General features: G+C 44.8%; 20 protein-coding genes. 11 read left to right on the top strand and 9 right to left on the bottom strand.

Features of this window, described 5'->3' with window-relative positions:
* Positions 1 to 97: 97 nt before the first annotated feature.
* The 3 genes from IP510_RS06090 to secB all read left to right on the top strand — a co-directional run bounded on the left by IP510_RS06090 (position 98) and on the right by secB (position 1759).
* Positions 98 to 553 (top strand): rhodanese-like domain-containing protein, encoded by a 456-nt coding sequence (locus tag IP510_RS06090; protein ID WP_194363884.1) that lies wholly within the window; start codon positions 98 to 100, stop codon positions 551 to 553.
* Between the two features lie 298 nt (positions 554 to 851).
* Positions 852 to 1115: a glutaredoxin 3 gene (grxC, locus tag IP510_RS06085; protein WP_194363883.1), complete on the top strand. Its 264-nt coding sequence runs from the start codon at positions 852 to 854 to the stop codon at positions 1113 to 1115.
* A gap of 188 nt (positions 1116 to 1303) precedes the next feature.
* Complete coding sequence (secB, locus tag IP510_RS06080; protein ID WP_194364156.1) at positions 1304 to 1759, top strand: protein-export chaperone SecB; 456 nt, start codon at positions 1304 to 1306, stop codon at positions 1757 to 1759.
* 212 nt (positions 1760 to 1971) lie between these two features.
* Here the strand turns inward: secB and adk are convergent, their stop codons facing one another.
* The 6 genes from adk to IP510_RS06050 form a co-directional block, all read right to left on the bottom strand.
* A complete protein-coding gene (gene adk / locus IP510_RS06075; RefSeq protein WP_194363882.1) occupies positions 1972 to 2628 on the bottom strand; it encodes an adenylate kinase in 657 nt (218 codons plus the stop codon).
* A gap of 413 nt (positions 2629 to 3041) precedes the next feature.
* Entirely contained in the window at positions 3042 to 4322 is a 1281-nt protein-coding gene (ccmI, locus tag IP510_RS06070) for a c-type cytochrome biogenesis protein CcmI (RefSeq protein ID WP_194363881.1), read from the bottom strand.
* Positions 4319 to 4879, bottom strand: coding sequence for a cytochrome c-type biogenesis protein (locus IP510_RS06065; protein ID WP_194363880.1), 561 nt, complete (start codon positions 4877 to 4879; stop codon positions 4319 to 4321). The genes ccmI and IP510_RS06065 overlap by 4 nt, the downstream gene beginning before the upstream one ends.
* Positions 4876 to 5523 carry a DsbE family thiol:disulfide interchange protein gene (locus IP510_RS06060; RefSeq protein ID WP_194363879.1) on the bottom strand — a complete coding sequence of 216 codons (648 nt, stop codon included), beginning with the start codon at positions 5521 to 5523 and terminating at the stop codon, positions 4876 to 4878. Before IP510_RS06060 ends, IP510_RS06065 begins: the two co-directional genes overlap by 4 nt.
* Before the next feature lies 1 nt (position 5524).
* Positions 5525 to 7555, bottom strand: a complete 2031-nt coding sequence (locus IP510_RS06055) for a heme lyase CcmF/NrfE family subunit (protein ID WP_194363878.1) — start codon at positions 7553 to 7555, stop codon at positions 5525 to 5527.
* 347 nt (positions 7556 to 7902) lie between these two features.
* Complete coding sequence (locus IP510_RS06050; RefSeq protein WP_194363877.1) at positions 7903 to 9237, bottom strand: hypothetical protein; 1335 nt, start codon at positions 9235 to 9237, stop codon at positions 7903 to 7905.
* Positions 9238 to 9741: 504 nt separating this feature from the next.
* On the opposite strand from IP510_RS06050, the gene mrdA reads away from it, so the two are divergent.
* The 8 genes from mrdA (at position 9742) to scpB (ending at position 17857) form a co-directional block, all read left to right on the top strand.
* Entirely contained in the window at positions 9742 to 11727 is a 1986-nt protein-coding gene (mrdA, locus tag IP510_RS06045) for a penicillin-binding protein 2 (RefSeq protein WP_194363876.1), read from the top strand.
* 204 nt (positions 11728 to 11931) lie between these two features.
* Entirely contained in the window at positions 11932 to 12618 is a 687-nt protein-coding gene (gene rsmD, locus IP510_RS06040) for a 16S rRNA (guanine(966)-N(2))-methyltransferase RsmD (RefSeq protein WP_194364155.1), read from the top strand.
* Positions 12619 to 12828: 210 nt separating this feature from the next.
* On the top strand, positions 12829 to 13257 hold the full coding sequence (gene rplM / locus IP510_RS06035; protein ID WP_194363875.1) for a 50S ribosomal protein L13: 429 nt from the start codon (positions 12829 to 12831) through the stop codon (positions 13255 to 13257).
* A gap of 10 nt (positions 13258 to 13267) precedes the next feature.
* Positions 13268 to 13654: a 30S ribosomal protein S9 gene (gene rpsI, locus IP510_RS06030; RefSeq protein WP_194363874.1), complete on the top strand. Its 387-nt coding sequence runs from the start codon at positions 13268 to 13270 to the stop codon at positions 13652 to 13654.
* A gap of 334 nt (positions 13655 to 13988) precedes the next feature.
* Complete coding sequence (locus IP510_RS06025) at positions 13989 to 15074, top strand: lysophospholipid acyltransferase family protein (RefSeq protein WP_194363873.1); 1086 nt, start codon at positions 13989 to 13991, stop codon at positions 15072 to 15074.
* Between the two features lie 123 nt (positions 15075 to 15197).
* Positions 15198 to 16283, top strand: a complete 1086-nt coding sequence (locus IP510_RS06020) for a tryptophan--tRNA ligase (RefSeq protein ID WP_194363872.1) — start codon at positions 15198 to 15200, stop codon at positions 16281 to 16283.
* A gap of 28 nt (positions 16284 to 16311) precedes the next feature.
* A complete protein-coding gene (locus IP510_RS06015) occupies positions 16312 to 17175 on the top strand; it encodes a segregation and condensation protein A (RefSeq protein ID WP_194363871.1) in 864 nt (287 codons plus the stop codon).
* Between the two features lie 136 nt (positions 17176 to 17311).
* Positions 17312 to 17857, top strand: coding sequence for an SMC-Scp complex subunit ScpB (gene scpB / locus IP510_RS06010; protein ID WP_227669571.1), 546 nt, complete (start codon positions 17312 to 17314; stop codon positions 17855 to 17857).
* 125 nt (positions 17858 to 17982) lie between these two features.
* Here scpB and lolA read toward each other — a convergent pair whose 3' ends face one another.
* The 3 genes from lolA to rplU form a co-directional block, all read right to left on the bottom strand.
* The gene (gene lolA, locus IP510_RS06005; RefSeq protein ID WP_413786467.1) at positions 17983 to 18669 is read right to left on the bottom strand and encodes an outer membrane lipoprotein chaperone LolA; all 687 of its coding nucleotides are present in this window, start codon (positions 18667 to 18669) and stop codon (positions 17983 to 17985) included.
* Positions 18670 to 19090: 421 nt separating this feature from the next.
* Positions 19091 to 19348, bottom strand: a complete 258-nt coding sequence (gene rpmA, locus IP510_RS06000) for a 50S ribosomal protein L27 (protein WP_021813611.1) — start codon at positions 19346 to 19348, stop codon at positions 19091 to 19093.
* A gap of 91 nt (positions 19349 to 19439) precedes the next feature.
* Positions 19440 to 19751, bottom strand: coding sequence for a 50S ribosomal protein L21 (gene rplU, locus IP510_RS05995; protein ID WP_194363869.1), 312 nt, complete (start codon positions 19749 to 19751; stop codon positions 19440 to 19442).
* Positions 19752 to 19777: the final 26 nt, after the last annotated feature.

The following is a 19777-nucleotide window of genomic DNA, read 5'->3' as shown; positions in this document are numbered from 1 at the left end:
TTACTATAGATGACCTTATCGGTATAATAGCGCCTTGTTCGATATCGTTAGGCTGTCTGTTCAGCTTAACAGAACACTTATTTTTTGGAGGTATGGTTTGGATCGTGCGCTGGAATTTGTGGGCAACCACCCGTTTTTATTTGGTATATTGGCCGTACTTGCGATACTGTTCTTTACTATTGAGAACAAACGTAGCGGCAGAAAAATATCGCCCAACACCCTTGGCATGATGGTCAACTCTCAAAACGCGCAGCTGATTGACATCCGTGCGAAAAAGAAGTTTGAATCAGGCTATATTCAAGGCAGCCGCAACATACCTTTTACTGACCTCAAAGACCGCTTAGAAGAAATTCGCGCGATTGAGCATCCAGTAATCATCATCTGCGACATGGGCGTGCAAGCAGGCGCTGCCATTCAGATGATTGGCAAAGCTGAAGTCTATCGCCTAGAGGGCGGTATTGGCGGCTGGCAAGGCGCTGGTATGCCATTGGTGGGTATCAAAGACGCCAAGTCGAAAACCAAAGGTAAGACAAAACCAAGTCTAAGCAAATAGCGAATCGATATAAGTGCTTGAATGAAACGTCTTCTATAAAGTGTTTGATTTAAGTGCTTATACAAGATACTCAGCTTATATTGCTACTGGCTCATTGACGACACCAAAAAAGACACCTTCTTATAAGGTGTCTTTTTTTATGCTATAAAACGTTTTAAGTTAAGACGTCTTGAATTTGCCATGGCCATCCCCACTTTAGTAATGAGCATCACCGAATACCGTTGCACTCTATTGATTGATAACAGACTATATCTATAATCTCGCTGTTATCGCACACATTTATAAATAAGGATTTATCATGACTGTTTCTGTTAAAGTTTATACCACGCCAATCTGCCCATACTGCTCAAACGCCAAACAACTATTAAAAACCAAAGGCGTTGATTATGAAGAAATCGGCATGCATGACATGAGCCGTGAAGAGCGCCAAGCACTGATGGCCAAAACCAATAACTATCGCACTGTGCCGCAAATCTTCGTTGGCGATACCTTCGTTGGTGGTTTTGATGAACTCAATCAAATGAACCAGCAGGGCAAACTTGACGAGCTATTGGCAGGTTAATCTGCTACCTTGCTTTACTGTCTGTCTTTGTTTATACAAAGACAGACAGTAGCGAGCATGGAAGTCATCCAAAGACATCAAGCTAAAAAATATCGAGACAATATCGAAAAATAGTCTCTATTTATATTACAATGACCTTTGATTAAAGTGACCTTTTCCCAATTATTTGATTCGATTTTAGAGGATTTATCATGGCTGAAGAACAAGCACAACCACAATTGGCACTAGAGCGTATCTACGTAAAAGATTTATCACTTGAAGTACCAGGCGCTAGCGTATTCACCAAAGAGTGGAACCCAGAGCTGGATATCAACTTGTCTAGCAATGCAGAAAAACTGGATGATGATCACTATCAAGTCATCTTGACCGTCAGCGTGACTGCAAAGAATGCTGATGAAGCAGCATTTATCGCTGAAGTGCATCAAGCAGGTATTTTCTTGCTAAAAGACATTCCAGAAGACCAAATCGGTCAAATCTTAGGTGCATATTGCCCGAACGTGCTATTCCCATACGCTCGTGAAGTCATCAGTGACATCGTGACACGTGGTAGCTTCCCGCAATTGCTATTAGCCCCTGTCAACTTTGACCAAGCTTACGCACAGAGCCAACAGCAAGCGCAAATCGATGCTGAAGGTAATGCATAAGTTTTAAATCATAAGTATGCTAGCGTTATAAATAGCATGTTTTGATAAAAAGCCGTTTACTTTTTATAAGTAGGCGGTTTTTTTGTGGCTGCTATTTGAGTGTTATTTGGCTTCAACCCGAGAGTCTCTTGACAGCTTTTAAATTAAGCATAAAAAAACCCTGCTAATAAACAGGGTTTTTTTATGTCTAATAGGCTATCTACAATCAATCATTAGCCTTTTAGTGCAGACAAGATTTGCTGCTTAACATCATCAATGCCTTGCGTGCCATCAAACTTGTCATACTTAGGCGCATCAGCACCTTTGCTAGCTTTGTCTTGATAGAAACCAACGAGCGCTGATGTCTGCTCATGATACGTCGCTAAACGGTCACGAATGGTCGATTCTTTGTCATCTTCACGTTGGATTAATGCTTCACCAGTCACGTCATCAATACCGTCGACCTTTGGTGGATTGTGATGAACATGATATACACGGCCTGAGCCTGGATGTTGGCGACGACCAGAGAGACGGTTGACAATTTCATCATCAGGTACGCTGATTTCTACCACGTGATTGATTGCAACGTCAGCATCTGCAAGCGCTTGCGCCTGTGGAATCGTACGCGGGAAACCGTCAAAAATACAACCATTGACACAATCAGGCTTAGCGATACGCTCTTTCACTAGGTTGATAATGAGATCATCAGAAACCAGACCACCAGCGTTCATGATATCTTTGGCTTTTTTGCCAAGCTCGCTGCCTTCTTGGATTGCTGCACGCAGCATATCGCCAGTTGAGATCTGCGGAATATCATATTCTTTAGAAATAAACTGGGCTTGGGTACCTTTACCGGCGCCTGGTGGACCTAGCAAAATAATACGCATCATTATACGAGTCTCCTCAATAGATAGGATTTTAGGGATTAATAAAACTTAGGGATTGGTTGTTTGCAAGGCTACCTTACCTTGTGGCTTTGCAAACCTCAAGTATTTTAATTATTGCTGCAGTGTGTGTCTATGACTTACCTGTTCATATAACGCAGTTGCGCCTTGATGCTCTTAGCAATGAAATCAATGGCATCAAGGCTATTAATATCATGTGTTGTGTCGTTGGGTCACTTCAAAATTAATACTGTACTATCGGTACATTAATTTTATTTCGAACTGACTATATCAGCAACAAACCAATAAGCCTGTGGTCGGTCACATTTAAAAGAATGAAGCATCAACCGAATGCAGAGTTCATACTTCATTCAAGGGTAACGCCGTCACTCTTTTATAGCAAGTTGGCTATAGCCATACTATGGGATTTGTTGATTAATCTCAACATTGGCCTGAGTTTGGTCAGCACTAATCACGACAGGATTGCCTGACAGATCTCCTGACTCAGCGCTCGCTGTTCCACTATGACTGATACGGGCGATGACCGCTAATTGTACTTTATCTGAGCGAGCAGATCCCAGCGTACGCTCTGGCATCATCGCATCCAGATCACTTAGGCTAATAACAACTTCACCTTGCTTAATAGCAGTAATCGGCAAGCGTTTGGCAGCAAATGGCGGACCACCGTTGACATCACGAATGGCCACAAACAGTACATCATCAGGTCTGACCAAGGGTAATAAACTTGCATCAATTTTAACCGTTACCTCGACGCCTTCAGAGGCTTGCTGCTTCTGAACCGTCACATTAGCACTCAGCTCATCTAGGCTTGACAATGCCTGCGTGTGATCGCCTGGTTTGGCAGAGATACTATCACGTAAGCGCTTGATCCAGCCCTGTGCTTGGTCAAAGTTACTGGCACGTGCTTCACCCATTGCCATCAGCATTTGCGCGCCTTCATGAGCTGGGTTCTTAGCCAGTACGTCTTCTAATACGCGGCGTGTATTGGCATCTAGCTGGCCTTTATTGGCAAAGAAGCTGATCTGTGCATACGTCGTGGCAATCTCTTCGTTGTCAGGTGACAGACGATAAGCACGTGACAGTGCCTCTAGCGCCGAATCGGTGGCTTCTAATGATAAGAAAAGCTCTGAGAGGCGCATCCAGCGATTGTAATCGTCTGCATGGCGATAGACATTGGTCTGCATGGCACTGATCAGTTGATTACCATCTTCGATGGCCCAAGCCGGTGGCTGATCAATTTTACCCGTTAATAAATCATCAGCCACTTGACCGACTTTGTCCTCAGCCGCCCACAACTCAAACACCGGCGTACGATTGCCAACCATGAGGTATGCCATTGCTGCCAGCACTGGTACCCAGACCATGATAATCAAACGGCTTTTGATACCTGGTGTGACCATTGGCGCAACTTCACGCTGAGCATCTAATAGCTGGCGTTCCAGCTCAAGCTTTTGGTTGTCATAGTGATTGTCATCAATGATACCACTGTCTTTATCTGTTTTTAGCTCTGCTAGCCGCTCACGAAACACAGCCACATTGATGTCTAACAACTGATTGTCGACAGACTTGCTATGCGTGCGCGGGGCTCTTAGCCACGGTACGATCGCAATCATAGCGAGCACTAAAGCCATGAGTAAGCTTAACGCAATGAATAAGCCAATAGTAGAAAATATGGTCATTTTTTGCCCCCAAGGCTGGTAATATCGTGATCATCTGTATCGTTATCAGCACGTGATAATAGACGATCAAGTTCGGCTTTTTCGGCGACAGACAGTGCTTCTGATGGGCTATCTATCTTGCCTCCGCTTGCGCCACTAGCGACCAGCTGACGTCGTTTGCTTTGCCAAAACCACCCGACTAATAGAAAGATGAGCAACAATGGCGGGAAGAACCACAGGATCCATGTTGAGGGACGTACAGGCGGCTTATAACTGATAAAGTCACCGTAGCGTTCCTGCATGTAGGCTCGAATCTCGCCATCACTACGACCCTCTTTTATTAGGTCATAGGTTTTTTGTTTTAAGTCTTGAGCAATAGGAGCATCAGACCCTGCCAGATTTTGATTTTGGCATTTGGGACAGCGCAGCTCTTCGATAAGGCCACGATACTGCGCCTCTTGTTGCACAGAGTCAAAATCATAGACATCAATCGCTGCAAAACTGGCCACACTAAATAGACAGGCGATGATGAGGCTTGCGAGCTTTACCGCTAACGATTTCATTTGATTGGCTATCATTGACAAGCCTCCGCAACCTGACTCGGATCTGGACTGACGTTATTGCTACTAGCATCATTGAGTACCATTAAGCAAGGCGCGATACGACTTTGCCAATTGCTCTCATTGATCTCACCAATAATATGCTGACGAATAATCCCTTCTCCATCGACAATGAATGTCTCAGGTGCACCCGTCAGACCCAAATCGAGCGCAAACTGACCAGATAAGTCTTGAATAGACATCGAAAACGGATCACCGCCTCGGTTCAAGTATCCAAAGGCATCCCCAATCTCATCTTTATAATTGATGCCCACCAAGTTGACACCGCGCTCCTCAAGCTTCATCAAAAAAGGATGCTCGATGATACAAGTGGGACACCATGAGCCCCAAATATTCATCAAAAACGGCTTATCAGGCAAATTATCATTGGTCATGATACGACTGGTGTCTGACAATAGCGGCAGCTCAAACGCAGGGACAGGACGTTCAAGCGCAGTATTGGTCACGATATCAGTCGGCTTACCCAAACGCATATATAGCATGGCAAGCAAACCAATAAAAATCACTAAGGGAATCAAAAATCCAATTTTCAGTGACTTTTTGCGTTTGACCTGAGTATGACCACTCGCTTCCTTATCAGGCGTGTTGTTTGAGGTCGTCATATTAACGTTCCCCTATCTTTGTAACTGACGTATCCAAATCTTCAGCGGTAGCAAAACCTGTTTTTTTGGCAGCGATTTGTGCTGGTGTTTTGGTTTTTTTGATACGATAGCGATGGTCTAGCATGCTGAGCAATGCACCAAACGCCATAATAAGGGCACCTAGCCATATCCAGCGAATCAGTGGTTTGACGTAGATACGGAACGCCCACTGGTTGCTGTCTTCAGCAATTGGCTCACCAAGGGCCACATAGACATCACGCATGAGACTGGCATCAATCGCCGCCTCGGTCATCGGCATCATGCTGATAATATAGTTGCGTTTTTCAGGATGCAAGGTAGTCACATCTTGACCGTTTTTGCTGACCGTGACTTCTGCTTGTGTGGCATCAAAGTTACTGCCTTTGACTTCACTAAAGCCTTTAATCGTAAAATCGTAGCCTTGGACATTGACACTGTCATTTGGCCCTAGCGCTACATCTCGCTCAATACTCAACGTGCTCGTAAAGGCGATACCAATGACTGCCACGATGACACCGATATGGGCAGTCTGTTGACCCCAATAGCTGAGATGCAATTGACGTAGGCCCCTCAGTCGGCTTGGTGCATTTTTGGTTTTGTCTTTGAAATCGACCACCATCCATAGCAACACCCAAAAACTAATCGCCAAGGTCACGCCAATATTGAGCATGGCTGACGGGCTGGTAAAGTAGGCAATGATTGCAGCCAATACCAAACTGCTCGCCGCAATGACCATGCCGACGCCTAGTAATGGTCGACTGTCTTTTTTCCAGCGGATGTTGGAACCCATACCCATTGCCACTAGCAGCAGCCATGTTAAAGGAACAAACAGCGCATTAAAATAAGGAGGGCCAACTGATACCTGACCCAAGTTAAAGGAGTCAGCAATAATAGGATATAGCGTACCGAGCAGTACCACCAAAGTTGCAATCAAGATAATGACGTTGTTAATCACTAAGAATGACTCGCGTGAAATCAGTCGATACTGACTCTCAACCGTCAAACGCCAGCCGCGTACCGCGAACATCAATAGACCACCGCCGATAATTACACCAAGTATGGCTAAAATGACTAGACCACGGGTTGGGTCAGCTGCAAATGAATGCACGGAGGTGATAACGCCTGAGCGTACTAGGAATGTACCCAGCAAACTGAGTGCAAAAGCAAAGATTGCCAGCATGATCGTCCATGCCTTGAATACCCCGCGCTTTTCGGTGACCGCCATCGAATGTAGCAATGCCGTACCTGCCAGCCACGGCATCAGTGAGGCGTTCTCTACTGGATCCCAGAACCACCAGCCGCCCCAGCCAAGCTCATAATAAGCCCACCATGAGCCAAGTGCGATACCAACTGTCAAGAAGCCCCAAGCAGCTAGCGCCCATGGACGCGACCAGCGGGTCCATACCGCATCCAAACGCCCTTCCCACAGTGCCGCCATACAAAAAGCAAAGGGCACAACCAAGCCCACATAACCCATATAGAGCATCGGTGGGTGAATAATAAGACCAAAATCTTGTAGCACAGGGTTTAGATCAGCCCCATCCACAGGTAGATTGGGCAACGTGCGATCAAAGGGCGATGAAGTAAAGATCAGCATCGCCAGCATCATCATCTGCACGCCTGCCAATATCACCAGCACGCGTGCGCGCATAGACAACGGTAGACCACGGCTAAAATAAGAGACCAGCGCACACCAAGTGGCCATGATGGTCATCCATAGCAGCAATGATCCTTCATGCCCGCCCCACGTCGCTGACAGCTTGTAATACCAAGGCAATAGCGTGTTGGAATGCTGAGTGACATAGACGAGACTAAAATCATTGTAATAAAAACCTGCCATCAGTGCAGCAAATGAGGTAATCATTGCTGCAAACTGCGCCCATGCTAGGCTTGGTGCCAAACGCTGCCAAGCCACGTGGTCACGCATGACGCCAACGGTTGGTAGTACTACCTGCAAGATCGCCAATATAAAAGCGGCCAGCAAAGCAAAATAACCCAATTCTGTGATTAACATACGGTCTAACCTTGTTTACCTTGGATACAATTAAAGGCTCACCGATGGCATTGCGAGCCACTGGTAAACGCTAAATAGTCCTTTATGCGGTCATAAGTTTACGATTAAAAACTGAGGTTTCAATGGCTATAGAAGCACCCAAAACCCGCTACTATCATGGTGATATATCAATACGAATAACTGATACAAACTGCTTGTCTGTCAGGGGTAATGATGATACTGACAGGGAGGTGCTAATACTAATGTGCTCGACAGCGTTCAACAATGTTAAATAGTCATCGACTAACGGTATTAAACTAAAAAAACGGCAATGTAAAATTAAGCGATAATAAAGGGCGATTAATGCCTCATTGCATTGAAGGAAAAAACACCAATACCAAATGCAACCAACCTGCCAAAAACCCTGTCAAGCCGCCCAATACAATCAAGGTCATCTCGTCTTCACGAAAGGCTGGACGCAACAGGTTCTGAAACTCATTGGGTGTCAACGCACGTATCCTATCGCGGAACAAACCAAATATCTTGCTGGCTCGGCTCTCATTTAGCTCAGGATCACGTAATGGCACCATCGTTGCAACAATCGATTTATCAATGATGGTGTTCTTCAGTTGACCATAGTCACGCCGGCCCAGTCCGACACGTAGCGTGGTACTGATCACTGGCGACTCTAGCACGTCGTACAAATGCGACTTCATCAACTCACGGGTTTGCGCGGCTTTATCACCATACATCATCTCATTCATGATGTTCTCTAAAGTGACCAAATCTCGTACGACGATTTCAGCGAAAACCTCAGAGACTTCCTCTTGGCGCTTCATAAAGCCGCCCTGCAAACGATATCGTGCGATATGCGGCATCACTGGCTTGATAAAGGGGAAACGACTCTGTACCGTAAACAACTTTAAATAAGGGATAAAATGCGGCTCAACTGGATTAAAAACCATCCAAATCGCAATCCAGTTGGTGAGAAATCCCCAAATAGCCGCAAAAAACGGCACGGTCCAATGCTGCGGCACCACCAAAAATATAAACATTTGGATAATACCGAATATCAGACCAATCAATGCACTGATATGCCAAATAAAATCAATTTCTTTTTGACCAACTTTTAAAAACATATTGACCATCAAGCGACGGTCTTTTTCCATCGTATTGACGATCATTTTGCGCATATCGACCAAATCTTCGACATGGTGGGTCAAATCTATCACTAGCGACTGCATGATGCTAGGCAGCTCTTTATGCGCTTGGGCATAGACGCGGCGCTTTAACGCATAAGGCAAGTTGCCCCACAGTGCTGGTGAGTGGTCAAGCATAATTTCATCAATCAATGGCTCGAGATTTTTGTCCACGGTATCGGTGACAAATATCGCCATTTGCTCAGGCTCCATCGCCTGAAAGAACTCATCGAGCGAGCCAAGCTTTGAGAGCGTCTGATCAACGATCACACCAGATATCTTACCAGCCTTACGCGGGACGATACCCTGCCACCCAATACCCGGTAATCCAAAAAACGGAAAGTTAGGAATACGGATGCCCCAAAACTTAACAGGGTAAAACAGCATTTTAAGCGCCATCCACACATGTATCCAAGTGACGAATGCCGTCACTGGTGGAATGGTTAGCATGGCGAAAAACTCTGGGTGTTCAGCTATCGTCTGCCACAATGAATTTACGTCCATGACTTAACTAGTCCCTGACAAGTTGATGGTCGTTGCTAATCAAATGTGCTTAGCAAAATTAGAACGTTTCAAATTGACGCTCTGCTCGTAATAACCACGATAAAATAAATCGCCTGATTTTAGCATACTTTGCCATTTATTAGCACCCTGTAGTAATGCCTAGACAGCTATGGTCATCTGTGACTCAGGTGCCTATTTTATCAGTGCTTTCTATATGGCTACTTTATGGCAAAGTTCCAATACACCTACTCCTGCGACGATCTATACTGGCGTATAAAATAGCAACCTACTTACTGCGCCCTCTCATTTGTTCTGTTATAATTTGTAGTGAGGCCACAAAGCGCTAGTGTGTGTAAGCTGATGCTGTCCTTTTTGACTCAAATCACCCTATGTTATTGAAAGCCTTTGATTTATCCTTTAAACTCGCCGCACTTTGGTTGACTCAACCATCCCTCTATTTTTTTATTTACTCATGTCTACTGACCGTTTGGGCGCTGACTTTCTATGAATAAACCGTTAACTCCCAACACCGAACAAGCCAATAGTGTTTTTACCAATCGTATTATTATTTTTGGCATAGTCATATTGCTTGGTTTGGGCGGCTTGATAACGCGTTACGGTTATTTGCAGGTGTATGCTCATGATAAATACACCACGCAAGCAGACAACAATCGTATTAAACTGATATCTGCCCCACCTAGCCGTGGCTATATCTATGATCGTAATGGCGTGATACTGGCGGACAATCAGCCTGTGTTTACTGCCATGATGAGTCCTGACGAAATCGATAATCCTGAGCGCACACTGCATCTGCTCGCCCCTATCTTTGACTTGACAGAAGAAGACATCACCGATATTTTGGCGCGGCTGAGCAAAAATAAAAACGATCCCGTGACCATAAAAATTGACTTGACCGATGCACAATTGGCGCAGTTTAGTGAGCGTAAGCCTTTTTTTCGCGGTGTCTCTATTCAGAGTAAGCTGACACGTGACTACCCTTATGATGAGCTGTTTGCTCATGTCATCGGTTACGTCGGCCGTATTAACGATAAAGAGTCCAAGCGCATTGATAAAGACCGTTATGCTGGTACAGATCTGATCGGTAAAATCGGTATCGAAGACTACTATGAGGACATCTTGCTTGGGCAGCCAGGCTATCAATCTGTTGAAACCGATGCTCATGGCAATATATTACGTCAATTAGATACCAAGCCGCCAACCGCTGGCAATGACATCACATTGAGCCTAGATTACGGTTTACAGACGATCGCACAGCAGCAGCTGGATGGTCGGCGCGGCGCGATTGTAGCGATAGATCCCAAAAACGGCGATGTACTAGCGTTTGTTAGTAACCCAAGCTATGACCCCAACCCCTTTATATCTGGCATCTCATTCAAAGACTATGACGGTCTGCGTGAAGATCTTGATCAGCCTCTATACAACCGTGCCCTGCAAGGCACTTACCCACCGGGCTCTACCATCAAACCATTTGAGGGTTTGGGCGGTATTCATTATGGTCTACGCAACTGGGATACTACCATTTATGATCCAGGCTATTTTAGCTTGCCTGGGGACTCGCATCGATTCCGTGACTGGAAACGCGGTGGTCACGGCACGGTAAATTTAAAGAAATCTATCGCGATGTCGGTCGATACTTATTATTATAAACTGGCTTATGAGATGGGCATCCAACGCTTACACGACTGGATGGTGCAGTTTGGCTTTGGTGAAAAAACAGGTATCGATCTGCCTAACGAAAAATCAGGGATTATGCCATCACCACAGTGGAAAAAAGACACTTACGGTAAGGGTTGGCTACCAGGTGAAACCATCTCCGTCAGTATTGGGCAGGGTTACTTTTTGGCGACGCCGCTACAGATTGCTAATGCAACCGCCATGACAGCCAATAAAGGCCATCATATCACTCCGCATTTATTAAAAAGCAGCGATGGGGCCGCAGAGGTTAAAGTCATTACCAAACCAGATGGCAAAATTAACTATAACGGCAAACCCTCTGACTGGCTACGCATGCATGATGCCATGGAGAGCGTGGTAAAAGAGGGTACAGGGCGCGGTATATATACGCCGCGCTATCGTATCGCTGGCAAAACAGGGACGGCACAGGTGAAGTCTATCGCTCAGGGCAAACGCTATGACAAATCAGCGATCGATAAGCGCCACTGGGATCATGCATGGTTCAATGGTTTTGCACCAGTAGAAGACCCCGAGATTGCGCTTGCCGTCTTGGTCGAAAATGGCGGTGGTGGTAGTGCCGTTGCCGCCCCTATTGGTCGCGCCCTATTTGACTATTGGATGTTGCAGCGCAAAACCGACCCTATCCTGCCACCTTCTGCTGATGAGCTAAAAGTTATCAAACGTCAGAAAGCCTTTGACAAAGCCTTGCGGGATGCCATACGAGACAAAGAGGCCAAAGCATTAGAAGAGAAAAAATCTGCAGAAGCAACAAAGCAAGAAGACATTGCTGAATAATAGTGCTGAATAATCACGATATCTAACTAACTCTATTTACCGATATTGAACTAATGTTACTGATCCGAGCTAAAGATATTGAAATAGTTTGAGAGGCGCTAGCATGAAACCACATAAGTAGCGTTATCTCAGAAGCCATGGTCAAGCAATATAAAATAAGTAATAAAAAGTGAGCGAGACACGATCATGAGAAAAACCGCAAGCATGAAGGGTACTGCAAACGGGCGCACAACGAAGCATGGCACTACCGCCAAAAAAGCAGCGGCAGGTGACGTGCGTATCATCGGTGGGCAGTTCAAACGTCGTGTCGTGAGTTTTATCGATGCAGATGGCTTGCGTCCCACACCAGATCGCCTGCGTGAAACTTTATTTAACTGGCTGTTGGCTGATATTCATGGTGCCCATGTGCTCGATAGCTGTGCTGGCAGTGGCGTATTAGGGTTTGAAGCATTGTCTCGCGGCGCTGCGCACACAACTTTTATTGAAGTAAATAATGCACAAGCCAAGATGTTACATCAGAGTGCTGAACAACTACGGCTCGATGAGACGGCTTATCAAATCATGGTTGGTACTGCCGAACAGGTATTAGCTCAAGAACAGCTAACACCGCGTCATTTTGACATTGTGTTCATCGATCCACCTTATGCTCAGGATTTATGGCAGCCTATTTTAACCACCTTGATTACTCATGATTTAGTGGATGCAAACACGCTCATTTATCTAGAAGCGGACAAGGATTTGGCCACGCAGCTGCAGCAATTGGAAGAGACGCTTAATAAAAATCTAGGTACCCAATCAGGCACTACCCAGCAAATAATCCGCTTTGAATGCTTGAAGCAAACCAAAGTCGGACAAGTTGTTGCTGGACTTTATCGCCTATCATCGTCATAATTGCCTAGTTAATGAAAGCCGTTAACGACTTTTATAAATGTTTAGAACCGCTAAAAACTGGCCAACGCTGCAGTTTAATGTATATAAGGCGAAAATAAACCCCAATGCAGCTTGCAAGCGTAGGCGCTACTGCTTATAATGTGCAGTCTGTTTTTTGAGAGCCCCGTTCCCAGCTAAACTCTCAACGAATTCTAATTTTAAGGTTTTATCATGAAAACACTTAGTGCAAAACCAGCTGAAGTGACCCATGACTGGTATGTCGTAGATGCTGACGGCAAAACCCTTGGTCGCTTAGCCACTCAAATCGCTAGTCGCTTACGTGGCAAGCATAAGCCTTCTTTTACGCCGCACGTTGACACTGGTGACTTCATTGTTGTCATCAACGCTGACAAAATCACGGTAACGGGTAAAAAAGCGCAAGACAAAAAGTACTATCGTCACAGTGGCTACCCAGGTGGTATCAAAGAAACCAACTTCAGTAAGTTGCTTGCACATAAGCCTGAAGATGTTCTACACAAAGCAGTTAAGGGTATGCTTCCAAAGGGCCCTCTTGGCTATGCGATGATCAAGAAGCTAAAACTTTATGCGGGTACTGATCATCCACATGAAGCACAGCAACCTAAAGCACTAGACATCTAAGGATACACTTATGGAACGCAATTACGGAACTGGTCGTCGTAAGACTTCTACTGCTCGTGTCTTTTTATCAAAAGGTACTGGTAGCATCGTCGTTAACGGCAAGCCGCTTGACGAATACTTCAGCCGTGAAACTTCACGCATGGTTGTTCGTCAGCCATTAGAACTACTAAACTCTGGCAACGCATATGACTTATATGTAACTGTTGCAGGTGGTGGTATTAGTGGTCAAGCTGGCGCAATCCGCCACGGCATCACACGTGCATTGATCGAAGCTGACGAAACTTTGAAGCCTGCCCTAAAAGCAGCTGGTTTTGTTACTCGTGATTCACGTCAAGTTGAACGTAAGAAACTGGGTCTACGTAAAGCACGTAAACGTCCACAGTTCTCAAAACGTTAATCAAAACGTTCTCTTATTTCTTTGCTGCTGTGTGCTTTTTCTCGGAGCCAATGCAGCAATACTGAATAAGAGTACAGTTTTGCAAAACCTTATAAGCTGGTCACAGCTTATAAGGTTTTTTTATGTCTAAGTTTTTTATGCTTAATAGTCTCTAGCAATGCGATGGTCGAATGTTCATCACATCCTATCTTCTTATGCTGAGTGCTATTAATCAGTACGGTACAGTCAATAGCCCATCACATTCTAACTTGCAAAGCGTTTGACGCTACCCCATCATATTGATAACTTTTTATCATTAGCCGCGATGTTATAGACAATGCTGTAGAAGGATATTATGAAAGCGCCTGAACAATACGACCCAAGCAAGCCATCTACCGATGGCGTGCCACCAAAGAAACAGCAGTCTCATAGGTCGCCTGCCATACCAGCTGGCACTCCAACGATTACGCAGAATCAAAAACGTACTGCTCAGGCAGATCACAAGCCTTTTCAGTGGCATTTTTTATCTCCTAAATACTGGGGCATTTGGTTACTGTTTTTGGTCATGCTGCCGCTGATATATCTGCCGCTACGTTGGCAGTTCTGGTTAGGTCGCAAGCTTGGTATTTTGATTTATAGTGCTGCAGGCTCTCGCAGACGCGACACGCTAATCAACCTCAAACTGGCTTTCCCAGAAAAGCCAGAAGCTGAACGCGAATTGATGGCCAAGCAAGTCTTTGTCAATCAAGGCATTGGCGTGTTTGAAACCTTGTGTGCTTGGTTTCGTCCCAATGTGTTTACCCGCACGGTTTCTATTTCGGGACTACAGCATCTCGTCAATGCGCAAAATGAGCAGCGTCCAGTTATCCTGCTAGGTGCACACTATACGATGCTCGATTTGGGCGGATTACTATGTGCGCAGTTTTTCCCTGTAGACTGTATGTATCGCACGCAAAACAATCCTTTACTTGATTGGTTTATCTATAATGGTCGTACCAACATATTTGGTAAGCAAATCTCCAGCCGAGACATGCGAAACTTGGTGACCTCTATTAAGGCAGGACACGTTATTTGGTACTCTCCTGATCAGGACTACGGTCTAAAGCAAGGCGTCATGGCACCATTCTTTGGCGTGCCTGCAGCAACGATTACTGCATCTCGTCGTATGGCAAAGCTGGGTAGCAAGACACATCCGCCTGCTATTATGGCACTACATACCTACCGTCAGACACCTGACAATCTGCCACGTGGTAAGCGTCCACATTATCATCTAACGATTACGCCAGAGTTAGATCAGTATCCTAGCAATGACGAGGTCGCTGATGCCACTCGGGTCAATGAAGTACTAGAAGGGCTGATTCGTATCGATCCCACCCAGTGGATGTGGTTTCATCGTCGCTTTAAACATGGGCCAAACGGTCGCAGCAATATTTATAAGTAGCGCTTTATTCCCAAAAATACTGGTAAATTTTGCTATACTTTGCAGCTAATATTTAGTGCCTTAAATAGCGTATAAATAGCAACGAACTTATAATAATTTGATAAACCAAATAACGGATTTTCCATGAGTACTAACAGCACCTCTGACAAGCAAGCTTCTGATATCTCAGCCCCAGTTAAACGCATTTTGACGGGCATCAAGCCAACAGGTACGCTACATTTGGGTAACTATGTTGGTGCAATACGTCCTGCCATCCAAGCTATTCAAAATAGTGATGATGAAGCGTTTTTCTTTTTGGCAGACTATCATGGCATTATTGGCTGCTATGATCCTGCGATCATTCATGAATCGACTAAAGCCATTGCCGCGACTTGGATCGCATGCGGTCTCGACCCTGAGCGTGTGACTTTTTATCGTCAATCAGATGTGCCTGAGATTCCAGAGCTGGCTTGGGTGTTAAATTGCTCATGTGCCAAGGGACTGATGAACCGTGCCCATGCTTACAAGGCGGCTGTCGATATCAATATGGAAAAAGAAGATGTCGATGCTGACCAAGGTATCAACATGGGGCTATTCGGCTATCCTGTACTGATGGCCGCGGATATCTTGATGTTCAATGCCACGCACGTCCCTGTTGGTCGTGATCAAATTCAGCACATTGAAATGGCGCGTGATATCGCTGGTACGTTCAATCACCGTTACAAAACGCTCTTTACTCTCCCTTCAGCGGTCGTTGACGATAATATCCCGCTATTAACGGGGCTCGATGGTCGTAAGATGAGTAAGAGCTATAGCAACACCATTCCCCTATTTGGTGATTCAAATCCGCAAGTGAGTGCTGAGAAACAAATGCACAAAGCCATTATGAAAATCGTCACCAACTCTCAGCTGCCTGATGAGCCAAAAGATCCTGATGACTCAGCCATCTTTGAGATTTATAAAGCCTTTGCCACCCAAGAAGAGATTGCTGATATGCGTGAGAAGTTTGCCGCTGGTATTGGTTGGGGAGACGCTAAGCAAGCACTATTTGATAAAATAAATGATGAGATTGCCCCATTCCGTGCACGTTATGAGGAACTCATGGCCAATCCAAAAGAGCTGGAAGAAATCTTGCAGATGGGCGCAGATAAAGCCCGTCGCCATAGCCGTAAGCAATTAGACAAGACTCGCCGCGCTATTGGTATTCGTCCGCTTGCCAAACTTAAATAATTCATTGGATACGAGTCATTTTTCAAGTATGAAACCGGTATCTGTTGACAGTGCTCATGATATGTCATTGCGCATCTATCAGACACCAGTACATCACCTGCCAGATGACCTGTATGTGCCACCGCAAGCCTTTGCAATTTGGTTAGAGCAATTTGCAGGGCCGTTGGATTTTCTGCTGTACTTGGTCAAAAAGAACAATGTTGATTTGACACAAATGCCAATTTTACCAATCACTGAGCAGTACTTAGCCTATATCAGCGAATTGGATACCGAGCATTTTGAATTGGCAGGTGATTATCTGCTGATGGCATCAACACTCATTGCCATCAAGACAGAGCTACTATTGCCAGCTCCTGAAACACCGACCGATGAGCGCGACCCAAAAGCAGAGTTGATTGAGCGCTTAGAAGCCTATGCGCAAATTAAAGTGGTTAGTCAGCGCTTAGATGATCTAGTACGTTTAGAACGCGATGTGTTCTTAGCGATGGTCAGCATGCCCAGCCAAGACATCATGAATGCAGAATTACCAAACTACTCGGCCAATCTGCTGATTGATAGCTTGTTTAAGATGCAACTACAGCCTGACTATCAAATGCATACTATTAAGATTGATGCTGTACCACTTGCTGATCGAATTGCCAACATCAGTCGGCAACTGAGTACTCAGGGTACGCGCTCCTTTTATGAGTTGCTAGATAAAGCACAAGGTAAAATTGGTGTGGTCGTGAGTTTCGTGGCAGTGCTTGAGCTAATCAAGCGGCAATTGGTTGGTGTGATCAGCCTTGAAGCAGACCGATATACTGATGTAGATAGTAGTGATAACACTAATGAAATCGGCGCTCTTAGCTCAGACAATGAAGCCTCAACACTCACTTTACAGTGGCTTGCCTAATCATCAGTAGCGTACTTACTGATATAAATATTGATACATACCACAATCTAAAAAGAGCCGCCTTCTAATGACAGATACATATAACTCAAAGCAACGTCATGAAAAACAGGCATCACCATCAGCAGCACTACTCTCATTGACCGATGGGCAGCTTCAGCATTTAGAGAACATCAGCAAGCATATTGAAGTGCTATTGCATGCCTCAGAAGCGCCGCTCACTGCCCAGGCCTTAAAAAAGCACTTGTCACTGTCTACCAAAGAGTTGCAGCAGGCATTAACGCTACTACAGCAACGCCTAGATGCAGGTGTACTCCATCTACATGAGACTGCCAGTGGCTATCGTTTGCAAATAGCAGATGACTATAGTCGATTGATTCAGCGTATATTCCCGCAGCGTCAAGAGCGTCTTAGCCAAGCCCTGCTTGAAACGCTAAGCGTCATTGCTTACAAACAGCCGGTGACACGAGGTGATATCGAACAAGTACGCGGTGTCACGCTATCGAGTAATATATTGCGGCAACTGTTTGATAAAGGCTGGATCATTGAGAAAGGCTATAAAGATACCTTAGGTCGCCCTGCACTGCTGCATACCACGCCGCAATTCTTAGATGCATTTGGGCTCAGTCATTTAGATGAGTTACCACCGCTGCCAAACATGGACGCTATCAGAGCATTGCCATAGATACTGTTACAGCCTCTACTAACATAAATCTTATCTCACAAAAAAGGACAGACCGCATAGGATCTGTCCTTTTTATTAAATCACGTCATTAAATCAGTAATATGAAGATATGCTCTAGCATGTCTCTACTGATTAATAACATCAACCCCTTTAGGCGGCGTAAATTTAAACTGGCTGCTGCTGATACTTGGATTGAGCTTAATACCACTAAACTTGATAGAAGTCGTTTGACCAAGTGTATCGTTTAGTACCATCATGACAGGCTTACCACCACTAAAGCTCATTGATAAGCTCTTAAAACTGGCACTGTCTGATTTTGGATACAGCACATAGTAGTTTTTGTTGTCGTATGGCTGGGTAATCTTAAAGTTTTTATCAAGTTTACTTGGGTCGCCTGACAATAATAGCGCTGGCGTATTACCTACTTGGCTGTCTACATTTTGCTTGGTTGCTTGCTCTAGATCTTTGTCATAGACCCACATAGAGTTGCCGTTGGCAATAATGAGCTGCTCTGATGGTGATTTGGTTTCCCAGCGGAAATTGTTTGGACGTTGGACACTCATAGAGCCGCTAAACGTACCACTACTTGCGCCTTTGGTCGTTTGGCTAAAATTGGCCGTCATGCTTTTCGTATTGGTCAGCAGTTTATTCAAACGTGTGGCTGCGGTGATATTGTCCGCTGGGGCTGCTGTAGCAGACTGGGTCAATGCCATCATAGGCGCTGCCACACCAAGCGATGTCATCAATACACCCGCTAGCGCACCACTCATCATTTTTTGTTTGGTTGATTTTTTCGTAGATAAGTTCATCATAAATCCTCTCTAAAAAAGCATAATCGCTTTAAAGTTGTTGCTAAAAATAAAATGTTCTATTGAAATTTTTGTTTTCTATAAATACTGACCTTACCAAGCTAAAACTGGTAACCATCAGCAATGGCAACAGTGTGCCAGTTTTTTTATTACGCGCCTAGTCACGATTTGCAATCTTTACTACGGCTGCCATACACGCTTGTAACCAATGCCGTTACACAATAGCAATTTGCATATATACCAACAGCTATCACAGAGAGGGGACGCTTTGACATACTAACTATTTGACAGTACCAATATTAAGCATTATCTATAAAAAGAATAACCTTATAAACATAAAAAACCCCTACTACCATAAGGCAGCAGGGGCTTTTTTAATTATCCAATCACTTTATTCAAAGAAGAAAATGATTTAAATAGATAATTATGCGTTTTCAACCGTCACATAACGACGGTTAAATTTGCCTTTGGTCGCAAACTTTACAACACCATCATTCAGTGCAAATAAAGTATGGTCACGACCCATGCCAACGCCTTCGCCTGCGTGGAATTCTGTACCACGTTGACGAACGATGATGTTACCAGCTGTGATAGCTTGGCCACCAAAGATTTTTACGCCTAGCATTTTTGGGTTTGAATCACGACCGTTACGGCTCGAACCGGCAGCTTTTTTATGTGCCATGAGAAAATCTCCTTGTTAATTTGACTTACCGCTGATGCGATAACTCTTAAGCATTTAGTGCACTGTTTAGCAAAAATTGCTAAATGGGTAATTAGGCATTAATGGCTTTGATTTTTAACAAGGTGTACCATTGGCGGTGACCTTGTTCTTTGTGATAATGCTTACGACGGTTGTGCTTGACGATACGGATTTTTTCGCCGCGACCATGCTCAACAACTTCAACTTCAACGCTAGCGCCATCAACAACAGGCTGACCGATTTTGACGTTATCGCCGTCAACAACCATCAATACGTCTTCAAATTTGATTGTTTCGCCTTTTTCTGCTTTTAGTAATTCTACTTTAAGCAATTCATCGACGACTACACGGTGCTGTTTACCACCAGTTTTGATTACTGCGTACATATATGACTCCGTTTAACCCGTGTGCC

This window comes from Psychrobacter sp. NG254, from assembly GCF_015277735.1.
Taxonomy (GTDB): Bacteria; Pseudomonadota; Gammaproteobacteria; order Pseudomonadales; family Moraxellaceae; genus Psychrobacter.
This window is presented reverse-complemented; position numbering and strand designations above follow the sequence as displayed.

Excerpts from the sequence above, each read along its gene's own strand:
- IP510_RS06055 (WP_194363878.1), bottom strand. The coding sequence starts at position 7,555 with ATGTTAATCACAGAATTGGGTTATTTTGCTTTGCTGGCCGCTTTTATA.
- IP510_RS06065 (WP_194363880.1), bottom strand. The coding sequence starts at position 4,879 with ATGATAGCCAATCAAATGAAATCGTTAGCGGTAAAGCTCGCAAGCCTC.
- IP510_RS06020 (WP_194363872.1), top strand. The coding sequence starts at position 15,198 with ATGAGTACTAACAGCACCTCTGACAAGCAAGCTTCTGATATCTCAGCC.
- grxC (WP_194363883.1), top strand. The coding sequence starts at position 852 with ATGACTGTTTCTGTTAAAGTTTATACCACGCCAATCTGCCCATACTGC.
- rpsI (WP_194363874.1), top strand. The coding sequence starts at position 13,268 with ATGGAACGCAATTACGGAACTGGTCGTCGTAAGACTTCTACTGCTCGT.
- IP510_RS06050 (WP_194363877.1), bottom strand. The coding sequence starts at position 9,237 with ATGGACGTAAATTCATTGTGGCAGACGATAGCTGAACACCCAGAGTTT.
- IP510_RS06060 (WP_194363879.1), bottom strand. The coding sequence starts at position 5,523 with ATGACGACCTCAAACAACACGCCTGATAAGGAAGCGAGTGGTCATACT.
- adk (WP_194363882.1), bottom strand. The coding sequence starts at position 2,628 with ATGATGCGTATTATTTTGCTAGGTCCACCAGGCGCCGGTAAAGGTACC.
- ccmI (WP_194363881.1), bottom strand. The coding sequence starts at position 4,322 with ATGACCATATTTTCTACTATTGGCTTATTCATTGCGTTAAGCTTACTC.
- IP510_RS06015 (WP_194363871.1), top strand. The coding sequence starts at position 16,312 with ATGAAACCGGTATCTGTTGACAGTGCTCATGATATGTCATTGCGCATC.
- rpmA (WP_021813611.1), bottom strand. The coding sequence starts at position 19,348 with ATGGCACATAAAAAAGCTGCCGGTTCGAGCCGTAACGGTCGTGATTCA.
- IP510_RS06025 (WP_194363873.1), top strand. The coding sequence starts at position 13,989 with ATGAAAGCGCCTGAACAATACGACCCAAGCAAGCCATCTACCGATGGC.
- rplU (WP_194363869.1), bottom strand. The coding sequence starts at position 19,751 with ATGTACGCAGTAATCAAAACTGGTGGTAAACAGCACCGTGTAGTCGTC.
- mrdA (WP_194363876.1), top strand. The coding sequence starts at position 9,742 with ATGAATAAACCGTTAACTCCCAACACCGAACAAGCCAATAGTGTTTTT.
- rsmD (WP_194364155.1), top strand. The coding sequence starts at position 11,932 with ATGAAGGGTACTGCAAACGGGCGCACAACGAAGCATGGCACTACCGCC.
- rplM (WP_194363875.1), top strand. The coding sequence starts at position 12,829 with ATGAAAACACTTAGTGCAAAACCAGCTGAAGTGACCCATGACTGGTAT.
- lolA (WP_413786467.1), bottom strand. The coding sequence starts at position 18,669 with ATGATGAACTTATCTACGAAAAAATCAACCAAACAAAAAATGATGAGT.